This window comes from Candidatus Magnetominusculus xianensis (assembly GCA_001541255.1).
GTDB classification, from domain to species: domain Bacteria; phylum Nitrospirota; class Thermodesulfovibrionia; order Thermodesulfovibrionales; family Magnetobacteriaceae; genus Magnetominusculus; species Magnetominusculus xianensis.
Genome location: LNQR01000003.1, coordinates 1 through 18,138, shown reverse-complemented (window position 1 = coordinate 18,138; position 18,138 = coordinate 1). Strand labels below are relative to the sequence as shown.

At 48.3% G+C, this 18,138-nt stretch carries 23 protein-coding genes; 1 reads left to right on the top strand and 22 read right to left on the bottom strand.

Going from position 1 to position 18,138, the window contains the following annotated elements; translation table 11 throughout:
• Positions 1–306, top strand: a 306-nt coding sequence (locus tag ASN18_RS00665; protein WP_236861403.1) for a TSCPD domain-containing protein, incomplete at its 5' end; no start/stop codon positions are given.
• A gap of 119 nt (positions 307–425) precedes the next feature.
• Here ASN18_RS00665 and ASN18_RS00660 read toward each other — a convergent pair.
• The 22 genes from ASN18_RS00660 to ASN18_RS00560 all read right to left on the bottom strand — a co-directional run bounded on the left by ASN18_RS00660 (position 426) and on the right by ASN18_RS00560 (position 17,959).
• Complete coding sequence (locus ASN18_RS00660) at positions 426–1,142, bottom strand: hypothetical protein (protein ID WP_085050671.1); 717 nt, start codon at positions 1,140–1,142, stop codon at positions 426–428.
• 3 nt (positions 1,143–1,145) lie between these two features.
• Positions 1,146–1,787, bottom strand: a complete 642-nt coding sequence (locus ASN18_RS00655) for a hypothetical protein (protein ID WP_085050670.1) — start codon at positions 1,785–1,787, stop codon at positions 1,146–1,148.
• An 18-nt stretch (positions 1,788–1,805) separates the two neighbouring features.
• A complete protein-coding gene (locus tag ASN18_RS00650; RefSeq protein WP_236861402.1) occupies positions 1,806–3,455 on the bottom strand; it encodes a HEAT repeat domain-containing protein in 1,650 nt (549 codons plus the stop codon).
• Between the two features lie 18 nt (positions 3,456–3,473).
• On the bottom strand, positions 3,474–4,391 hold the full coding sequence (locus tag ASN18_RS00645; RefSeq protein WP_085050668.1) for a sulfite exporter TauE/SafE family protein: 918 nt from the start codon (positions 4,389–4,391) through the stop codon (positions 3,474–3,476).
• Positions 4,388–5,533: a coiled-coil domain-containing protein gene (locus ASN18_RS00640; RefSeq protein ID WP_157072749.1), complete on the bottom strand. Its 1,146-nt coding sequence runs from the start codon at positions 5,531–5,533 to the stop codon at positions 4,388–4,390. The genes ASN18_RS00645 and ASN18_RS00640 overlap by 4 nt, the downstream gene beginning before the upstream one ends.
• A 2-nt stretch (positions 5,534–5,535) precedes the next feature.
• Entirely contained in the window at positions 5,536–6,612 is a 1,077-nt protein-coding gene (locus tag ASN18_RS00635) for a coiled-coil domain-containing protein (RefSeq protein ID WP_085050666.1), read from the bottom strand.
• A gap of 2 nt (positions 6,613–6,614) precedes the next feature.
• On the bottom strand, positions 6,615–7,031 hold the full coding sequence (locus tag ASN18_RS00630; RefSeq protein WP_085050665.1) for a hypothetical protein: 417 nt from the start codon (positions 7,029–7,031) through the stop codon (positions 6,615–6,617).
• A 26-nt stretch (positions 7,032–7,057) separates the two neighbouring features.
• Positions 7,058–7,774: a LemA family protein gene (locus tag ASN18_RS00625; RefSeq protein WP_085050664.1), complete on the bottom strand. Its 717-nt coding sequence runs from the start codon at positions 7,772–7,774 to the stop codon at positions 7,058–7,060.
• Between the two features lie 11 nt (positions 7,775–7,785).
• Positions 7,786–9,585, bottom strand: a complete 1,800-nt coding sequence (locus ASN18_RS00620; RefSeq protein WP_085050663.1) for a trypsin-like peptidase domain-containing protein — start codon at positions 9,583–9,585, stop codon at positions 7,786–7,788.
• A 9-nt stretch (positions 9,586–9,594) separates the two neighbouring features.
• Positions 9,595–9,825 (bottom strand): hypothetical protein, encoded by a 231-nt coding sequence (locus ASN18_RS00615; RefSeq protein WP_085050662.1) that lies wholly within the window; start codon positions 9,823–9,825, stop codon positions 9,595–9,597.
• A 66-nt stretch (positions 9,826–9,891) separates the two neighbouring features.
• Positions 9,892–10,536 (bottom strand): tetratricopeptide repeat protein, encoded by a 645-nt coding sequence (locus tag ASN18_RS00610; protein ID WP_085050661.1) that lies wholly within the window; start codon positions 10,534–10,536, stop codon positions 9,892–9,894.
• Between the two features lie 30 nt (positions 10,537–10,566).
• Positions 10,567–10,950, bottom strand: a complete 384-nt coding sequence (locus ASN18_RS00605; protein ID WP_085050660.1) for a hypothetical protein — start codon at positions 10,948–10,950, stop codon at positions 10,567–10,569.
• Positions 10,950–11,840, bottom strand: a complete 891-nt coding sequence (locus ASN18_RS00600; protein WP_085050659.1) for a cation diffusion facilitator family transporter — start codon at positions 11,838–11,840, stop codon at positions 10,950–10,952. Before ASN18_RS00600 ends, ASN18_RS00605 begins: the two co-directional genes overlap by 1 nt.
• Positions 11,837–12,448, bottom strand: coding sequence for a LemA family protein (locus tag ASN18_RS00595; RefSeq protein WP_085050658.1), 612 nt, complete (start codon positions 12,446–12,448; stop codon positions 11,837–11,839). The genes ASN18_RS00600 and ASN18_RS00595 overlap by 4 nt, the downstream gene beginning before the upstream one ends.
• Complete coding sequence (locus ASN18_RS00590) at positions 12,445–13,134, bottom strand: EcsC family protein (RefSeq protein ID WP_085050657.1); 690 nt, start codon at positions 13,132–13,134, stop codon at positions 12,445–12,447. Before ASN18_RS00590 ends, ASN18_RS00595 begins: the two co-directional genes overlap by 4 nt.
• Before the next feature lie 27 nt (positions 13,135–13,161).
• Complete coding sequence (mamM, locus tag ASN18_RS00585) at positions 13,162–14,070, bottom strand: magnetosome biogenesis CDF transporter MamM (protein ID WP_085050656.1); 909 nt, start codon at positions 14,068–14,070, stop codon at positions 13,162–13,164.
• Positions 14,043–14,960: a PDZ domain-containing protein gene (locus ASN18_RS00580; protein ID WP_085050655.1), complete on the bottom strand. Its 918-nt coding sequence runs from the start codon at positions 14,958–14,960 to the stop codon at positions 14,043–14,045. Before ASN18_RS00580 ends, mamM begins: the two co-directional genes overlap by 28 nt.
• Positions 14,961–14,963: 3 nt before the next feature.
• The gene (locus ASN18_RS16955) at positions 14,964–15,128 is read right to left on the bottom strand and encodes a hypothetical protein (protein WP_157072748.1); all 165 of its coding nucleotides are present in this window, start codon (positions 15,126–15,128) and stop codon (positions 14,964–14,966) included.
• Between the two features lie 43 nt (positions 15,129–15,171).
• A complete protein-coding gene (locus tag ASN18_RS00575; protein WP_085050654.1) occupies positions 15,172–15,945 on the bottom strand; it encodes a hypothetical protein in 774 nt (257 codons plus the stop codon).
• A gap of 25 nt (positions 15,946–15,970) precedes the next feature.
• Positions 15,971–16,231 carry a lipopolysaccharide assembly protein LapA domain-containing protein gene (locus tag ASN18_RS00570; RefSeq protein ID WP_085050653.1) on the bottom strand — a complete coding sequence of 87 codons (261 nt, stop codon included), beginning with the start codon at positions 16,229–16,231 and terminating at the stop codon, positions 15,971–15,973.
• Positions 16,232–16,262: 31 nt separating this feature from the next.
• Positions 16,263–17,345: a MamK family actin-like protein gene (gene mamK, locus ASN18_RS00565; protein WP_085050652.1), complete on the bottom strand. Its 1,083-nt coding sequence runs from the start codon at positions 17,343–17,345 to the stop codon at positions 16,263–16,265.
• 116 nt (positions 17,346–17,461) lie between these two features.
• Positions 17,462–17,959: a hypothetical protein gene (locus ASN18_RS00560; protein ID WP_085050651.1), complete on the bottom strand. Its 498-nt coding sequence runs from the start codon at positions 17,957–17,959 to the stop codon at positions 17,462–17,464.
• Between the last annotated feature and the right edge of the window lie 179 nt (positions 17,960–18,138).

Genomic DNA, 18,138 nt, shown 5'->3' with positions numbered 1-18,138 from the left:
ATTGGAAGGCTTGTATCGCTTGCCCTCAGGTGTAATATAAGCCCGGATGAGATTATCACGCAACTGAAGGGTATCTCCTGCCATCTGCCGAGATGGGCTAACGGCGGCAAGATTTCCTCGTGTGCCGACGCCATAGCAAAGGCCCTTGAGTGGTACTGCCACGGCGAGGTGAACCATGGTCATTCCGCCGGTCAGCCCAGCATGGCCGACATAATGGTAGGGGCGTGCCCTGAGTGCGGCGGTGCGGTTGAACACGAGGGCGGCTGCTCGGTCTGCCACGATTGCGGCTTTACAAAGTGTCAGTGAGCGGGCGCTGATATTATTTACTTAAACTTAGACAGAAGAATCCTTTTGTCTAAGTCTTGGTGACTCCCTGACTGTTGGGGACTGTAGGGCAAACGCGTAAGGATTGCCGTGTCTGCCGTCTAATCTATAGTCCTGCTTATCAGACTGTCTCTTTCGTCAACACAGTCTCTGTAGCTCTTTTCGAGTTTTGAGATTTTCTCCCTGTGGATATGTCTTTCGCCCTTGAGGATGTTTATTTCCTTCGCATAGGCGTTTATTTTTTTCAGGGCTGCACTGATTTTTGACTCCAGGTAGTTTATATCCCTGAGCAGGTCTGCCTTTTCTTCTTGCAGCTCCTCGATGCGGCCTTTATATACCTGTGCCTCGTATCTTGCCCTTTCAGACAGGTTCTTCATGTCGCGCACAGATGACTGTGAACTGTTTCTCTCTTCGATAAGGTGTTCTACCTGCGCCTGGAGTTCTCTCTTTGACGGGATTTCTCGGTTTATAGTGTCGATTGTCCTTTGGAGGTCTTGTTTTTCAGTCCTCAGATTAGTTATCAACTCACGTGAGGACTTTATATCCCGCTCTAGTGAGGCGTTTATGGACAGCACGTCGTTAAGCTGCCTTTCCATGTTCTGAATGCAGAGGAACATTTCCCTTATTGTTTTCCCTACGTCTACTGTGCCGCTTGCGTCGCGTAACAGCTCAACCCCTCTTATCTCTGGCAGCGTGCTGGTTAATGCCCATGACGCGCCTTCGGGGACATGAAAAGACGCAGCTCCGGCTGCGGCTATCTCCTCGTCAGGTGGTATTAATGACATGTCGTGCATTCCGAATTCGTTTATATTATCCATTGGTTACCCCTTCTTATAATAAGATAACTTTGTAGTTTTTTCTACTGTCTTCATAGCGCTAAACAGATTTGCCAATGCCTTTGATGTCCATTCTATTTTCTCTATCAGATAGTCCAGTTCGTCAAACTTCTGAGGAACCTCATATTCAATCATCGTTACCTTATTCTTCAGGGCAGCAATCTCACCCTTTGTGAAATCTATCCCCAGTATCGTACTGCCAAGTGTAGAGATATGAACACTGAGGTCATCAGAGATTCTGTTATAGGTCTCAACAAGGCCAGCCTTTTCCTCTTCCAGAAAGTCTATCTCAGCAAGCAGTCCGCTCTCGTCGGCAATCGGCTTTAAGAGGGCGCGTCTGAGGTCTACCGCCTCATCGGAGAGTTTCCTCATCTTCTTGTTCTTATCGAGGAGTTGAATCTCCAGTTCCTTTGCCTGCATTTCGAGCTTATAGTTTCCCATCCCAAGGGCTTCTATTTCACTATCGAGGTCATTTTTCTCGGCGAGAAGCCTGTCCCTGCGGACCCTCAGCTCCTTGTCCTCCACCATCTCTATCATAGAATTCCTCTTTGTCTCCCCGTCTGTTCCCTCACCGCCTTCCAGGGCAGTATCAGACGGCATAACGATTGATTGATTGAGTTCGTTCATCTCTCACATACCCCGCCGCTACACATTCAGGAGATTTATAAGCTCTGACTTTGTATATGTATCGTCACAGTCAATGCCTGAAGCCTGACATAATGATATTAGCTCTGCCTTTGACATCCTCTTGAGTTCTGATTGTGTTGGCATTTCAGTGCGGCCCGGCGCAGCTGGTTCTGCTGCTTCGCCGACTGGTTCGGGTGCTGGCTCTGCCGCAGGTTCGGCCACCTCATCAACCGGCTCAGGGGTGTCAACCGTGTAAGACGCTGCTGGCTCAACCGGCGTTTCTTCAGAATAATGCTGGTAAGAGGACTGCATCGGACGTGTATCAGGCGCCGCAACATCTGCGTATTGCTCTGTTACAGCCTCACCAATCCCATCCATTCTCTCCCTTTGCCACCAGTTTTTCAACTCGTTGACTGCCTTTGTAAGCGCCTCCCCGGTAAGCTCGATGTTAAAGGCTACATCCTTTGCCGTAATCATCTTTATGGCCTCAAGGGATTTCTGCCTTATTTCAATTGCCTCATCTGCCAGCGTTCTCATTAGCGGCAGCACAGCGGCAGTGTCTTTGATATTAGCAAGGGCAGAGACTGCCGCCTTTCTAACCTGATCATCCTTGTCTTGCAGGCTCTGGACAAGCCCGGGCACTGCATCTACGCAGTCCTTCCAACCCAAAAATGTAACTGCCGTGCGGCGAACTTCAGCGTGTTCGTCCTTTAAGGCCTCCATCAGATAAGGGATTATCTCATCGTCCTTACCAAGCTTATACAATCCGCGCAGGCTGTTTACCCGTACTTTGTGGTTTGAGCTGCCTGCCATGTCCTTACATAATTCAACGGCCTTTGGGTCTCCTATATTTATCAGAGAATTTATAGCCTCGGCAGCCAGATATTTGTTGCGGTATTTTACAGCTTCAAGCAGCACATCTACTGCCGCCTTGTTGCCCATCTTGCCTAATTCTGTGGCGGCGAGGATTTTTACATCCATCTCTATATCCAGGAGGTCGTTTGCTATCTTATTGAATATCGCCTTGTCGCTGTCTGTCTCAAACGAGCCATGCTTTAGGGCCTTTTCAATGGCCGACTTAAGCAGGGCGTCAACCTGGGTCTCGGACAATTTTTGTTTCTTTTTCTTTTGTTTGGTCTCAGTGCGGGGTTCAGATTTTCTTAAGCTGTCTTCCCTTTTCTTCTCTTCCAGTTCTAAGATTCTGCCTCTTAGTCTCTGTATCTCCTTCTCAAACTCCTTGACATCCTCTATCATCTGTCTGACCTTGTCGGATTCAAGTTTATCGGCAGAGGCGCCTTCCTTTCCAATCTCAAAGTAGAGGTTCTTAATTTTCCCCTCATACTCGGTGATTTTATCTCTGAGGTCGTCTTTTTCCAATCCCAAACCAGGACTTATCGAACTGAGCTTTATCTTTCCAAAATTTATCGCACTAAAATCAATGCTGCTTGTAAGTTCGCCCACCTTTGAAAACCCGTCGGCAAGAAAATCCACTGTCTTTTTAGAATAATCCACCGTAGTATCCACAATGCCTGGGGTCGCCTTTTTCACAGCGTCGGTCGTCTTAACAAATAAATCAACGGTGTAGTCAAAGGATTTCACTGTTGCTGCACCGGTTGCGTTTAGCGCCTTTGCCACAGCGCCCCACAGACCTTTTCTTTTTTCTTCCATGTTTAAGTCCTCCATATTTTATATTATACCTAATATTAGTTTCACCGAAACAATCAGCAGCAATACCGCAATAACCCTCTTTATAAGCTCAGGGTGAACGGCCATGGCAAGTTTCGCCCCATAGTACGCCCCAAGTATTGTGCCGACTCCAAGAAATACCGTATAGTCAAGGTCTATGGTCTTTAGCCCGGCAAATATCATCACGCCAAAGAAACTCGTTATCACTATAATAAAATGCGACGTTGCCGCAGCTATATGAATAGGGATGCCGATAAAATTCATCAAGGGCACATGCATCAGTCCTCCCCCTACCCCCAACAGCCCTGAGAGTATGCCCACAAGAAAACTCCCGCCAAACCCCACAGCCATGTCCGGACTGTATGTGTGCGTCTCACCGGCTGAGTCATACACCACGCGTGTACTTGGCTCTGTTTGTGATTTCGAGCAGACCAGATAAAACTCGTCAACAAAAACAAGCGTATATGTCACAGCCATTAAAAGAAGGGCAAATATTACCGAAAACACAACCATATTAAACGATTGGCTGACAATTGCGCCAATCACCACGCCGGGGACGGCCACTACCGAAAACTTAACCCCAAGCCCGTAATCTATCCTCTCCTGCGACATGTAAGAAAACGTCCCCGAAAGCGCATTCAAAAAAACAACCGCAGTCGATGTCCCAATGGCGTGCTGCGGCGTAAATCCATACGCAATCAATAATATTGGCACAAGTATAAACCCGCCTCCAGCCCCTACCAGCGTACCAATAAGACCAACAAACACACCCGTAAGCACAACTGGAAGGACGCCGAAAAACCCCTCTATCATGTCATGTTGAGCATCGGGGCGCACATATGAGCAACCACCAAGAAGCGCCGCTGCCGCCATGACTGCTATGACAAGGAGCACCCGTCTGACAGTCGTCTGCCTCATTTGACCCCTTGTACTATGGCAAGCACTGCCTTTTCAACGGCTGTCTTGTATTCCTGCGAGAGCTTAGACAATATGCCGTTTATCGCCCCTGAGTATTCGTTTATCGGGCCAAGCACCTCGATGAGTTTCTGATTGGCCTCCTCATCCATCAACAGGCCCTGTAGTTGATTTTCGACATCTGCGAGTTCTGCCTTCGCCGCCTCAATATCTGCGTTTAGTTTGGCGTAGTGTGCGGTGAACGCATCCTCTTCCTTTATCGACTTCTCTACTGCCGCTGCTGCCTCTGTCAACTCTGTTATCTTCTTTTTATGACCGTCAACCGTAGATGCCAGCGTATCTTTTTTCGCCGAAAGATTTTCTATCTCTGCCTGTAGGTCTTCTTTGCTGTCGGCTGAGGTTATTTCAGAAATCTTGTTTTGAAGGTTGTCTCTGAGTCCTGTAAGTGTCTCCTTCTTTTGCCTCAGCGCATCGACGTTTGTCCTTAGGGGTGGCAGATCGTTGTCAAGGGTTTTAAGTTCTCCCTTTGACTTGTTTATCGCGGCGGTATTTTCTACGATTGAGAGTTCGGCCTCGTGCTGCCTGTCTGAGAGTTTATCCCGTGAGGGAATTTTTGTATAGAGGTGTTCTCTTCTGTTTATCAGTGAGTCATACTCGGCGCTCAACGAACGAAAGGCATCTTCCGCCTGTTTTAGATCACGGTCAAGCCTGTCTTTTTCTTTTAGTTTTTCGTCATACTCTGGGGTCAGCCTGCTTACCTTTAGTTCAAGCGCCTTGACCCTTTCTGTAAGCGTCTCAATGTCTGAGCTGCGCTGGTGCAGGACTGCCGCCTTTTTTTCTAAGTCGAGAATCTGCTCCAGCTCGCGTATGGCGGCATCTTTTTCTGCCCTGATCCGGTCAATCTGCGCCTTGATTTCCCTTGAGCGGTCTTCCATGCCCTGCAGCACTGAGTTCAGCTCTGTGGACTTTTTCTGTACCCGTTCAAAATATTCCTTTTTATATTCGATTTGATGCTGCTTTTTCTGTATCTCTGTCTCTAATGAAATCTTGTCTTTTTTCAGGATAAGATTTGTGCCGACCTCGTTAATCAGCCTGACCATATCCTGTTTTGTGTAAGTCGCCTGGTCTTCCGTTAATTTAATCATAGTCATGCTTGGGACCTCACAATTTTACCGAGGGCTGCTGTGCCCTCCTCTATATACACCAGTTCACTTTCAAGATTGAGCTTTGAGGCAAGGGCATTTTCAAATTTTTCCAGTTCTGCATCTTTTTTCCGTTTTGACTCTCCGTGTTTGGTCAGATTTATTTTAGCCTCTGCAATCTTTTCATTATATGTCTTCAGCTCTTTCTCAAGCGCTCCAGCACTTGCCCTGTTTGTCTCATTTTCGGCCTTGCGGTTTTTGAGGGTCTCTGTTTGCTTGTCAAGCTCCCTTTGAAGTTTACCTGAGTCGAGACTTAGGGATTTCTCCTCTTCCTCAAGGCGCTCAACTGCCTCTATGACAGATGACTTCTTAGCTATAAGTTCTTTTATTTCCCTGTTGGTTTGCTCAAGGGCGGCAAGTGTTTGTTCAAGCCCTTTGATTTGGGCTTCAAGCGCTGAGGTCTCTGGCTCCACCTCCGCAATAAAGGCTTTAAGGGTGTTGAGTTCGGTAGTGTGCCTGGTTATGCCCTCAGTAAGTGTGCCAAGTTCCCCGGAGAGCCGCTCCGCCTCTATAAATATCTTAGCAACGGCCTCAAGCCCTGATACTTCCTCAATGAGCGCCCTTCTCTTGGGCTGCATGTCATCGAGATTCAACAGCAGTCTTTGCAAAACCGCAGTCTTGTCAGACATGGTCTCCTCATAGAGCTTTGTGTTTGACTCTATCTCCATGAGCAGTTTATTTAATTCGCGCTGCTTTGCCCCAAGTGAGCTAAGGAGTCTTTCCTGCCTGTTGAATTCCTGTTCGACGCCGCTTGCGGTACCGGCCATAGCACGTCTCTTTTTCAGCTCAAAGATGTGCCCCTGCATCTCCTTCATCTCTTTTTCATGCACGGCCATCTCTGTGTTATAGCTGCGAATCCTGTCATCACCTTCGGTCAGATTTTTATTAGCCGCATCAAGGGCGCCGGTTAACTCAGTGAGTTCCTTAGACAGCTTGGCATGTTTTTCACGCAGTTGTGTAATCTCTGCCGCCAGGACTATGTTGTCCGGGGACTTGCGCGGGTCTTGATTATATCTCGACATGGCTAAACACCCCGCATAAAGGTTTCCCATTGCTGCTGAATGACGGCAAGCCTCTCGTCGGCATCGGTCTTCTCTTTCAGAGTCCGTTCGTAGGCGGCCTTCAACACCTGATACTCTCCGTTGAGCTTTTGCATTGACGCTGTCAGCTCGTCCAGTTTGCTGGTATCCTTCATAATGTCATTGATTTTCTTTCTCAGCTCTACGTTTTTCTTCTCAAGGCGCTGGACATTGTCGTTGAGAATCTTTTTTATCTCATCCGACGACGCGCGTGACTGCTCCAGTATGCTGGTAGATACAGCCTTTCTCGAGACAACGGTATCCTCAAGATTACCCACAGCCGCAAGGAGTTTCTCCAGAAACGCGTTCTTTTCGTTTGGGCCCAGGCTCATCGCCCTATTTATCAGTTCGCTCGATAACATAGTCTTCAACCTCGTTCGGATTTCATTTAATGTACCAGCGGCGCACTCGCTGCGCCCGCTATGGAGCCGGATACCGGCAGCGGTTCGAATCTGAAAATCACATTAAAGACATTCCCAGGGAACATCTTTAACCTTGAGTTATAGAAATTGGCTATCCTGTTATAACTGATTCGGCTTTCAGCTATCTTTGTCTCCGTGTCTGAGAGCTCTTTCATCAATGTGTTATATGCCTCCGACGCCTTCAGAGCCGGGTATGCCTCGGCAACCGCCTGAAATTTAGACAACAGGGCCTTGCTGTCAAGAGATGCATCTGGTTTCCCTCCTGAAGCCATTGACTTTTCTATGGCCTCAAGCTCCATCGTCTTTACGGCGCTCCTTACCTCAGCCACATGGGCAAAGAGCGTCTTTTCATAGCTCATGTAGTTGTTGGCGCTGCTGATGAGGTTCGGGATAAGGTCTGCCCGCCTTTGAAGCTGTGCCTCTATGTGCGCCTTTTCCATCATCGCCTGATACACGTTTATCGTGAAATAGTTATAGTAGTAGACTGCACCGCTAAGCCCTGCAAGGACAAGGGATACAATCGCGATTTTTATCGCCGAAGACTGCCTTGTCCATATCTTGTCCGAAATCCTGCTTAAAAACCCCTTGCGCCTCATGCTGATTTCCGGCAAATCCCCCAGCAGGCCCAGGTCTTTAGCATAGACCTTTTTCAGTATATCGTTCAACTGGTCATTCTCAGTCATAGTCTGCCGCTCTATCCCTTTACCGTTATAAACATTGGATGACCGGAGCGCACTATATCAAGCAGTATGCCGTCTACCGGATTAGCCTTTTGCGCGACCTTGATAAAGGTCAACATGTCTTTTACGGGCTGATTGTTTACCGACCTTATAACATCACCACGCGCTACACCGGCAGCCGCCAGTACGCCGCCCGTGTCTGCCACATATACGCCTGTTGTATAACCCTGAAGCGCTGTGAGCAAGGGTGAGATTTCACCACCCAGCCATTCAAACTCCTTCGGCTGTTTTGCCTGTGGTAGTTGCGGCAGTTGCGGTGGATACGGGCCTGTTTTCAGCTTCACGGTCTTTCTCTGCCCACCGCTTAACATCATTACGTCGAACTTCCCGCCCACTTTCTTTGCCGCCAGCATATTTTTGAAATCAGCAACCGTCAGCACACGCTGACCGTCAAGTCTCATAATAATATCGCCGCGCTTGATACCAGCAGTGTCTGCCGGTGTGCCGGGAAATACGGTGTCAACTAATATACCTCCAGCGTGTGCCAGATTAAACTGCTTTGCAACTACTGTATCAACATCTAACAGAACCGCGCCAAAGAATGGATCAGCAGTCTGCTGCACACCTGCAATAGCAATCGCCCCTGCAACCGCTCCACCTGCTTGCTGACGTGTCGGACACAACTGCGGGTGACAGTCTATGCACCTGCCCCTGTACTGGTGCGGGGGCTGGAGCATCTGCCCGCTTGGGAGTTTAAACGCATTGCCAACCTGCCTGCCCTGCCTTGACCAGGCCGCTATCTGCCCTGCCGCCGCCTGTGCCGGTGCGCCGTTGAAATCCACAACGCCTGCCACCAGTGTCGAGGCTAAATTAACAGGAATAGAAAATGCTATGCCGCTAAAAGACCCCGTTGGCGAATATATCGCCGTGTTTATGCCGATGACCTCTCCACTGGCATTTACCAGCGGGCCTCCGCTGTTGCCTTTATTAATTGGCGTATCTGTCTGGAACATCCCCTCATATATCTTGCCGCCTATGCTGATTGACCTGTTTCTGCCGCTGATTATACCGGAGGTTATCGTCTGGTCAAACCCAAACGGGCTGCCCATGGCAAGGACAACATCGCCTGACCTCACGCCATCGGAATCCCCTAAGACTGCGGTGGGAAACGGCCCCTCGCCATCAATCCTGAGAAGCGCTAAATCAGTGGACTTATCCACGTTTACAAGCTTCATTGGATATTCTTTTGCCCCGCCAGCGCCATATACCGTACCTTTAAAGGAGGCAGCGCCTTCTATTACATGAAAGCTGGTAAGCACAAATCCTGTTGGCTCAACAATTACGCCTGAACCCACCCTTGTGTAATTTACTACCGGCAAACCGGCTACCAGATTGGGGACGGTCTGCATCTGCCCGCCTGCCGCAGGGGCCGGGTCCATTGGCTGAGTACTGTTGATAACTACATCGATGCTTACCAAAGACGGCCTCACAGTCTCAATTATATTGTGATAGCTGTCCTGCACAGTGCTGGCAACGGCCGCAGGCCCGGCTACTGTATTGTAGTACTTATTAGGGACTACCTTACCTGCCATCTTATTGTTTATCATCTTTTTAATATCATCTGTCTCTATCAAATTCTTAACTATACCGCCTTCTCTGTAGCTCTCAAACAGTGTCCAGCCCAGGGTGACAGTCGCAAGGAGGCAAAGCGTCCATATCCACGGCTTAAAACTCCGTGGGCAGTTCACCTGTGGCTGCTGCGGCGAAAACCCTCTTGGGTCGTTTTGTTTATAATCGTTTCTTGTCTCTGCCATATCGTTCTCCTATCGGTCTCTTTCGCTAGCAGTTTCGTCCTGAGGCATCTTCCCGTTGAAATTTTTGACCTTCGCCTTTAGTCCAGTGTTTCTTATACCCGCAACCAGGGCAACAAAACCACCAAACAGCAGCGCCACCGGCAATACAGCCAAAAACACATCCACTACGTACCACCAGTACGTTACCATTCCCCACAGGCCAAGACACATTGCTATCAAACCAAACACTATACTCAGCATATTTGTACTCCTCTATCCTTAGATTACTTTTCAATGGGCATCCCATTGTATTTTTATATTAAACGGCTAAACAGCCTTTTCCTCCTTCTCCAGCGCCTGCTTAAAGTACTTAACGGCCTCCTCTCTCTGCCCCTTTGCCTCATATGCAAGCCCTATGCTCTGGTATGCCTTGATGAAGTTCGGCTTAATAGAGACTGCCTTCTTGTAAGACCCTATGGCGTTTTCGTAGTCAGACATGTTGTCATACACAAGACCGAGCTTGTAGTATGCCTCGGCATAGGTGGGGTCTATCTTTATTGCCTCGTTTAGCGCCCACTGCGCCTTGGGGTTGTCGTCTACCATGAAATAGGCCGAACCTAAATGAAAAAAGCAGTGTGCAGAGCTTCTGTCTAAATTCGTCGCCCTGCCAAGTGACTCTATGGCCTCATTCGGAAGCCCTACTTTCAGATATGTCCTGCCGATTTCATAGAGAGCCTCTGCGTTTACAGAATCTATGTCCAACACCTTTTTAAAACTCCTTATGGCGCCTTCGTAGTCTCCTTTATCTCTCAGCTTAACCCCTACGTCCATATAAATGCCTCTGGCATCTGCCGGATTCAACTGCAACACCTTGTTGTAGCCGTTTACAAGCGTATCCAACAGCAGCTTCCCTTTTATCGATACAGTCTTCAGGAATACCTTTAAGTCCCCTGTATCTACGTTAATCCCCATACATTGCCCTCCTCAGCGTCTATCTTCATATTATATTATTGAATGTCCCCAGATAATCAGCGCTATCCACACGTAAAACATCAACTGCTGCGAATGTAGCAGTTTCATCTCCCTGTAATACCGGTACGGCCACTTAAAGTACATCATAGTGCCCACTACTGAAAGCCATATCGTTACTAAAAATGACATTTGCAGTACAATATTCCTCTCGTCTGCATAGTGTCCATGGAAAAAAAGCACCCACAGCCCCAGAAGGTTTAACAATATGTGTACCTTCAGATAGCCTTGAAAAAACTGCGCTGTCTCCTTTGTCTGCCCTATGAGCTGCCTCGTTATTATCTTAGCCGGATAGTACGCGTTTGCTATGATAAAAAGTAACGCCGACAGCGTTCCCAAATAATCAGACCTCGGCATCAGTTCCAAAACCTCCATTTCTCAATCGGATAGGCCCTCACAAATACGCTGTCCAGACCATCGATTTTACTTAGTATTACCGCCTTTACCTGCTCTATCATCGTATGGGTCTCTAATACGGTAAACGTACTGGCTACCTCTATGTCGATATCAACAGCACATTTTTGCCCCATACAGCGCGACCTTATCGCCCGCACGCCCTCGATTCCCTTTACCCTTTGACAGATGTGCTTAATGTCCTCAAGCGTCTCTCTGTCCATCGATATATCAATCAGGCCGTGTACACCCTTCATAAACATCTCAACACTTATGTGAAACACGAATATCGACACAACTAGCGCCGCTATCGTATCCGAATATATAAATCCCATCTTCGTCCCTATCAGGCCAAGCAACACTGCCACGCTTGTAAGGCTGTCGGCCTTACTCTCTGCCGCGTCGGCAAGCATGGCGGGGCTGTTTAACTGCTGCCCTGCGCATGTGTTTGACGTGTACATAAGCCAACTGTAAAATAACGATATAATTGTCGCCACCAGGGCTGCGTTGCTTGGAATGGCGTGCGAGCCGTGCTTAAAACTGTGCAGGGCGTCAAGCAGGATTAAACTTGCACACAGGAATATGAACAGGCTTGCCGAGATAGTGCTTATGTACTCCACTTTGCCATGACCGTAAGGGTGCCCCTCGTCTTTTGGTTTGCCCGAAATCTTCAGCGCTATGAGTACAAACACTGACGATATAGTGTCTGCTATGGAATGCACAGCGTCAGCCATAAGCCCCTTGCTGCCGGTCAGCCCGCCCACTACAAACTTAAAAATAGAGATTGTAAAATTCCCTATCGCGCTCAGTATCGGCGACCACTTGCCGCATGTCGTACACTCAGGATACTTCATCTGCTCACCTTGTCGAATATTTTAGTAAAGTCCAGCCGCGCAACTTCTGGCACTATCTCCGCACCCTTTTCAACACCGTTAAACTGTGCCCTCTTAAAATCATACAGCCGTGCCACGATATTATAGGGGAACAACCTTAAAAACGTATTGTACTCAGCAACGGCGTCATTATAGTGCAGCCTTGCTAATACCACGTTTTGCTCTGCCTTCATTATGGTCTCCATAAAGTATAGGTAAGGCCCCTTGGCCTTTAGGGATGGGGCGGCCTCGGCCAGCGCCCTGAGTTTGCTCAGGAGAACTGAGGCCTCATCCTGCATTTTCTTTGCATCTGCGGTATTTAAATCTGCCCCGGTTCTGATTGCGCCGTTTAATCCAATGAGTAAGTTAAAGAGCTTTTTCTCTGTTTCAACGTATGTGTTCACGGCAGAGGCAGTCCTTTTATACACCTCGGCGCGCCTCTGAAGCTCTACGTCAAGCTGCCCGTGCGATATATGAAGGAAGTGCTCCTCATCGATTAGCCTGTTATACAAAAACATCGATGAGATGATCTTAATCATAAACACCGTCCCCAGCGCATATAACAAGTATCTCATTCTATTGGCTTTCATAATTCGCTCTCATATCGGCCTAGTTCGTCGTCATCTACCCATGTGCTAAAATACTTTCTTGCCTGATTTCCTATCATCATCGTGGTTGCCGCGTTTACAGACACCCCAATAGGGATGCCCAGTAAGGGTATAAACTTGTACCACTTACTTAGAAGCCGTGGGATAAGTTTCTCCGCAACCTCAGCGGCTGCCCTTGCCAGTCCGGTTTTTATATAATCTGAGGCAAGCGTGTCCACAGTCTTTCTCAACACACCAGCCGTTACCGCCTTTGCCGCCGCCGCAGAGCCGGAAAATCCAACAAGCGCCAGCGCTGCCGCCTTCAGCTCTTCCTCGTCCATATTAACGTCATATGCCACTGAAAGCGCATAGCACAGCTCTATCTGCATCCTTAATACCAGCGCCAGGTCAACTGCGCTGCCAATTAATACTGTGCCAATAGTCCCTACTACGGGCAGTGTTGCCGGGATTGAGGTCAGCCCCCCTATGCCTCCCGCTTTAATGGCCGCGTTTTTTATTAGTTTACTGCCAATGGCGTAGGCTATGTACTTGTGCGGCTTTGTGCCGCCGTGCTTTAAGTCGTATTCGTTTATCATCTCTTTGACCTCCCGCCTGATCTCCGGCAGGTAAGTCCCCGAGACGGTCAGTATCTTATCAAACCAATCGATATCTTCAAACTTGTTATCCATTGTTTAATTTCCTTTTCATCCCTTTAATTAAGGTATATACGGCTCTACAGCCAGATTAATCCCAACTATATTATCGACGCGTTTCATAAGCGTCTCCTCCACGTGACGGCCAATAAGATAGCCGTTGTCAAGCGTCTTGCTGTGGTCAACCTTTATCACTATCTCTACCCATATGCCCTGCCCAACTTTTCTTGCATTTATCGAGGCAACACGCTTAACCCCCGGTACAAGCCCGGCAAAGTGGTTCATCTGCCGTATGACAGCCGGATTTATTGACGAATCCATTATGCCCTTTAACGAATCGTTGAGCATTGACGAACTAAGCCTTATAAGGTCAAGCGTCTCAATAACAGCAACCAGCGGGTCGGCGGAATAAAACCCAAACCTTGTCAGCACTATTGCAACAGCAACAAATGCTGAGGAGACGGCGTCAGAGTGGTTGTGCTTTGCATTTGCCAGCATTGCAGGACTACCGCGCCGCTGCCCCACACAGTGCAGATACGAAGACAGTTTATAATTGGCAATAACCGACACAACCGCCGCCCAAAATGCTATAAACTTTGGCGGCTGCACCGTTCCATGAAACGCGCCCCACACATCCTTTACCGAATGTATAAACAAAAACAACGTGCCGATTATTATCAGCAGACTTATCAGAAATATTGCAACGAACTCTATCTTGCCGTGACCATAGTGATGGTCGTCGTCTGCCGGTTTGCCTGAGATTTTCACCCCGATTAACACCACAAGCGATGTCATAAAGTCCTTGAACGAATACAGGGAATCGCCAATGACGGCCTTACTGCCGCTTATGATACCGACAACCAGCTTAAACACAGCCAGCAGGAGATTCGAGGCAACGGCTATGCCGCTGGCCTTTCTCTCGCAGCTATAGCACTGCGCGTAGGTTAAATTATCTTGTGACAGTTTGTGCATTGCCCTCTGTCCCTGTGGGGCGGTGCTGCCCCCCACTTGATTGGCGGTGGTACTACTGTTAGTACATCGCCCGCATCTTTTGCGAGCTGCCCGGTGTTTTTAACCGTCTTAGAAATGGCGTGGCACTTGGTGCATGGGCCGTAGTAGCCGTGCGGCGCTGTGTCAGAAGGAAGTATCATGGGGGCCGCCTCCATTTGGGCTATCCCCAGGACATCTACTGCCTCTACCGTGAATTTATTGAGCGCCCCTGCCCTGTAAACCGTTACTGTGGCACGTTTAGCATTAGCAACCGGCATTGTTGCAGCCCTGAAAGTAGACAGGTCTGTTACCGGAACATCGTTGATTGCCGTAATGACATCCCCTGCCAAAATGCCTGAGTTTGCCGCCACAAGCGTTACCTCATCAATAAGCACACCACTTACACTGGCCGGGACGCCGTTTGCCGCCGCGATTGCCGGAGTAAGAGGGATAGTTTCGAGACCTATCCAGTGGCCTTCCTGAAGCACCATTTCTATTGGCGATACGGCCGGCGATGTGGTGGCCGGTGGGACAGCTGCTGCCGGGGCCTGATTTACCGGATTAGTATCTAATTGTGGGGCGTAGACTCCCTGTGTTCCGGGTTGCGCTTGCGGCGCGCCCGGGTCATAGAACTGACCATACGGGTCTGCCCCGTTTAGTGCGTTGGGGTCTTGGGCCTGTCCAGCCGGGTTAGCCTGCTGCCACGCGACTATCTCCGGCGTCTGGGCGTTTTGCCGGACATTTTTAATAATCCCGTCACGCCGCCCGTCCAGGTTTAAGAACTTGGCCGGATTGAAAATCAGCAGATATGCCGCCGTGCAGATTATCAGCCCGATTATCAGGTAGTTTAAATATCGCCAGAGATGGTTCATAGCTTAGTTCTCCATGACCCCGCTGTTTGGCTCCATAAGACTGTTGAATTTATCCTTTATCTTTGTCGCAAATTTGCCTGCCATCTCCGGCTCCTGCCTCTGAAATATCTCATAAAACAGAGCGCTCACAAATACCCCTAAAAATACCCCTGCCAATATCTTTGACATCTCTCATGCCTCCTTATATAGCACGCGCACGTATGCGTGTAAACTATTCTGTCTGTTTAGCTGCATCGTCTGTGTGTTCATGATGTTCTTCATGCGTGTGTGGCTCATCAGTGGTCTCTTCGTGTGATTCTTCATGCGATTCTTCATGTGTATGTGGTTCTTCATGCGCGTGAGGTTCGTCATGCGCCTCTTCGTGTGTTTGTGTCTCCTCGTGTACCTCTTCGTGAGTATGCCCTTCGTCATGCGTATGACCCTCATGGACATGCCCTTCGTCATGGGTATGCGTATGCCCTTCGTCATGCGAATGGCCTTCATGGACATGAGCTTCGTCATGGGAGTGCAGCTCTTCATGTGTGTGCATATGTCCTTCGTCATGCGTATGAGCTTCATGGACGTGCCCTTCGTCATGCCCATCGTCATGTGTGTGCATCTCTTCATGTGTGTGAGTATGTCCTTCGTCATGCGTATGTGTTTCATCCAGCGTGCCTGAGCATGAGCATGTACTTGCTGAAGATAACCTGCTCTGACGCTCTGCAACGAACTCGTCATATTTCTTTTCTGTCTCATCGAGAGCGGCCAGTATCTCCCTGATATTTTCATCTTCAAAAATGATCTGCTCTGGGGCGGTCTTCCTCAGCTCGGCAACCCGCGCCCCGAGGTCGTTTATCAGCCCCTCTTTTTTCTTTTTCAGAAAATGAATATCATATGTGAGAATAACCCCTTTGGCCGAACACCTCGCGGCCTCAGATACCTTGTCTATCATATCCACGAAATAATCACCTAAATGCTCCATTCTATGTCTGAAATCTGTCTGCATCTAAAACCTCCTGTAAATCATTCAATTAAAAATCCCTTATCTCTTGTTCCATCTTTCTTTTCTTTATCTTTTGCTGAATACCCTTAAAAATCAAAAACCCTACTATGGTTAAAGCTGAACCGGCTGCCATGCTTACAACAATTATCGCGCTCAAGTGCATGTGGATAGGGCTGCCTATGAAAAACTTCATAGGCACTGGAACAGCATTCTGGTCTATAAACACTGCACCAAGAAATAGCACAGTTATCAGCGGTATAACCAGCTTCTTAGTTAATATCTTGTCCATAGTGCGTTAGTTCCCTAAGTTCCAGGCCATCTTAGTTTTTCACCTTACTCTGCCCTGTCTTCAGTTCGTGCCAGTACTCGTCCGGCATGTCCTTACACAGCATCAGCGCACCGTTTGCCCCGGCGTAAAGCGGCTCCTCTACCCTTGTCACCCGCCCGTAGCCCAGCTTTTCTATCATAAAGTCCTCGATCTCTTTCTTTAAGCCGACTATCTGGCTTCCACCACCGGCAAGTATGACATTGTCCTTCAGGTGCATCTGAAACTCCGGGTCATATGACGCAATAAGCTTCCTTATGCCCTCTACTATATCCGGCACAATCGCCTTACACGCCATCCTGAGTTCGGCAGTCACGTCGTGCTTTATGGGTTTACCCTTCACTGGCAGCTCTATAAATATGCTGTCGCCGCGATCAGATATACTTGAGTTTTCCTCCTTAAATTTCTTAACCATATTCAAGGTAAAATTCGCTTCTGTGTATTTTTTTGAGAGCAGTTCGTAAAATATCTGATCGACATAGTCTCCGGCCTTCATTGTCGTTATCTGGTCTTCGTCTGTCGGCATTGTCCCGTGCATCCTGCATAAATCAACCGTCCCTGCGCCTATGTCTACAATAAAGGCATTGGTCAAGAGACCAAGCCCATAGGCCACTGCAAATGGCTCAGATACATACATCACATCGTCGAGTATGCCGCGCGCTATCTCAAGCATCGCCTTTTTATTTTTTCTGCTTGCAAGGGCCGGCGTCCCAAGCACACCTCTGACAAGCACATTGGCAGCTCCGGCAGGGTCGGCCTCTACTGCAAACTCTATCAGACGCTTCAGGAGCGCCCTGGCTGCCTCTATTGCCTTTCTATATTCATGCGAGTTCTCATCCAAATCCTGCGAAATCTTAAGCATCCCCTTGTCAAACGGCCTGTGCATCTCCAAAGACATCCTGTGCTTTAACGCCTCGTCTCCAAATACTATGTCTTTGCCAAGCAGCTTCCTTGACACAGCATCCTTTGGATAACCCACGATGCTTGCAAGATACGTCCTGACGCCATTGTCACACGATATAACGCTCCTTGATGTACCCAAGTCTATACCAACATTAATAACCCTCTTACCAACCATCTTCACAGTCTCCTTGCCAGTGTAATGAGTTAGTTTTAACTTTGAATCCGGTTATTATAACAGTTTGGTATAAACTGTTTCCTGCCTTAATTATTATTTGAGCCTCCATGTCCGGGTTAATTCTTTTCACCATTTTTATCTTCAACAATCAAATCGATGTTTTCATTTACTATATTTCTCAGAAACGCAAGCCTGTCTTCCGTAAGTTTCTTGCCCTTGACGTGCAAGCCTTCGTTGGTGGCAATTATGCCGTGCTTCTCAAGGTAAGATAATCTCTCCTCAAGCTGGGTAAGTCTTGAGTCAAGCGCTTCAAGTCTTTTGCTGCGGCAGACGAACAGCTTTTGCACTGCCTGAGATGCAGCAGTCAACCCCTCTGACAACCCGCTTACAGTCTTTTCAAAGGCAGCCCCTGCAATCTCCTTGACCGGAGTGAATACCGCAGGGCTGGCAGCTTTAGCAGCCGGTTCAATGACAGACGCGGCAGCAGAGCCTCCCCTTTTTATGTAACTGAAGATAACAAGGCCGGTATATTCGGCAAACGCATACGTATACAGCCACGATTCACTCAGCACATCAGCCCCGGCGTCCAGATACTTCTTACCTTTGTCCAGCATATCCTAATACCTCCTCGTTTATACCTGCCTGTATACTAGCCTGAATCAGCATTGCAACAAATACCAACATAACCAGCCCGCCCAAACGCCGTTATTAGAGACGTTATTAGAGACGTTATTAGAGACGTTATTAGAGACGTTATTAGAGACGTTATTAGAGACGTTATTAGAGACGTTAT

Bases quoted from the DNA above. Each gene is read 5' to 3' on its own strand.
- ASN18_RS16955 (WP_157072748.1), bottom strand. From the start codon at position 15,128: ATGTCAAAGATATTGGCAGGGGTATTTTTAGGGGTATTTGTGAGCGCT.
- ASN18_RS00560 (WP_085050651.1), bottom strand. From the start codon at position 17,959: ATGCTGGACAAAGGTAAGAAGTATCTGGACGCCGGGGCTGATGTGCTG.
- ASN18_RS00620 (WP_085050663.1), bottom strand. From the start codon at position 9,585: ATGGCAGAGACAAGAAACGATTATAAACAAAACGACCCAAGAGGGTTT.
- ASN18_RS00575 (WP_085050654.1), bottom strand. From the start codon at position 15,945: ATGCAGACAGATTTCAGACATAGAATGGAGCATTTAGGTGATTATTTC.
- mamM (WP_085050656.1), bottom strand. From the start codon at position 14,070: ATGCACAAACTGTCACAAGATAATTTAACCTACGCGCAGTGCTATAGC.
- ASN18_RS00655 (WP_085050670.1), bottom strand. From the start codon at position 1,787: ATGAACGAACTCAATCAATCAATCGTTATGCCGTCTGATACTGCCCTG.
- ASN18_RS00595 (WP_085050658.1), bottom strand. From the start codon at position 12,448: ATGAAAGCCAATAGAATGAGATACTTGTTATATGCGCTGGGGACGGTG.
- ASN18_RS00615 (WP_085050662.1), bottom strand. From the start codon at position 9,825: ATGCTGAGTATAGTGTTTGGTTTGATAGCAATGTGTCTTGGCCTGTGG.
- ASN18_RS00580 (WP_085050655.1), bottom strand. From the start codon at position 14,960: ATGAACCATCTCTGGCGATATTTAAACTACCTGATAATCGGGCTGATA.
- ASN18_RS00625 (WP_085050664.1), bottom strand. From the start codon at position 7,774: ATGACTGAGAATGACCAGTTGAACGATATACTGAAAAAGGTCTATGCT.
- ASN18_RS00635 (WP_085050666.1), bottom strand. From the start codon at position 6,612: ATGTCGAGATATAATCAAGACCCGCGCAAGTCCCCGGACAACATAGTC.
- ASN18_RS00645 (WP_085050668.1), bottom strand. From the start codon at position 4,391: ATGAGGCAGACGACTGTCAGACGGGTGCTCCTTGTCATAGCAGTCATG.
- ASN18_RS00660 (WP_085050671.1), bottom strand. From the start codon at position 1,142: ATGGATAATATAAACGAATTCGGAATGCACGACATGTCATTAATACCA.
- ASN18_RS00610 (WP_085050661.1), bottom strand. From the start codon at position 10,536: ATGGGGATTAACGTAGATACAGGGGACTTAAAGGTATTCCTGAAGACT.
- ASN18_RS00600 (WP_085050659.1), bottom strand. From the start codon at position 11,840: ATGAAGTATCCTGAGTGTACGACATGCGGCAAGTGGTCGCCGATACTG.
- ASN18_RS00590 (WP_085050657.1), bottom strand. From the start codon at position 13,134: ATGGATAACAAGTTTGAAGATATCGATTGGTTTGATAAGATACTGACC.
- mamK (WP_085050652.1), bottom strand. From the start codon at position 17,345: ATGGTTGGTAAGAGGGTTATTAATGTTGGTATAGACTTGGGTACATCA.
- ASN18_RS00640 (WP_157072749.1), bottom strand. From the start codon at position 5,533: ATGATTAAATTAACGGAAGACCAGGCGACTTACACAAAACAGGATATG.
- ASN18_RS00630 (WP_085050665.1), bottom strand. From the start codon at position 7,031: ATGTTATCGAGCGAACTGATAAATAGGGCGATGAGCCTGGGCCCAAAC.
- ASN18_RS00605 (WP_085050660.1), bottom strand. From the start codon at position 10,950: ATGCCGAGGTCTGATTATTTGGGAACGCTGTCGGCGTTACTTTTTATC.
- ASN18_RS00650 (WP_236861402.1), bottom strand. From the start codon at position 3,455: ATGGAAGAAAAAAGAAAAGGTCTGTGGGGCGCTGTGGCAAAGGCGCTA.
- ASN18_RS00570 (WP_085050653.1), bottom strand. From the start codon at position 16,231: ATGGACAAGATATTAACTAAGAAGCTGGTTATACCGCTGATAACTGTG.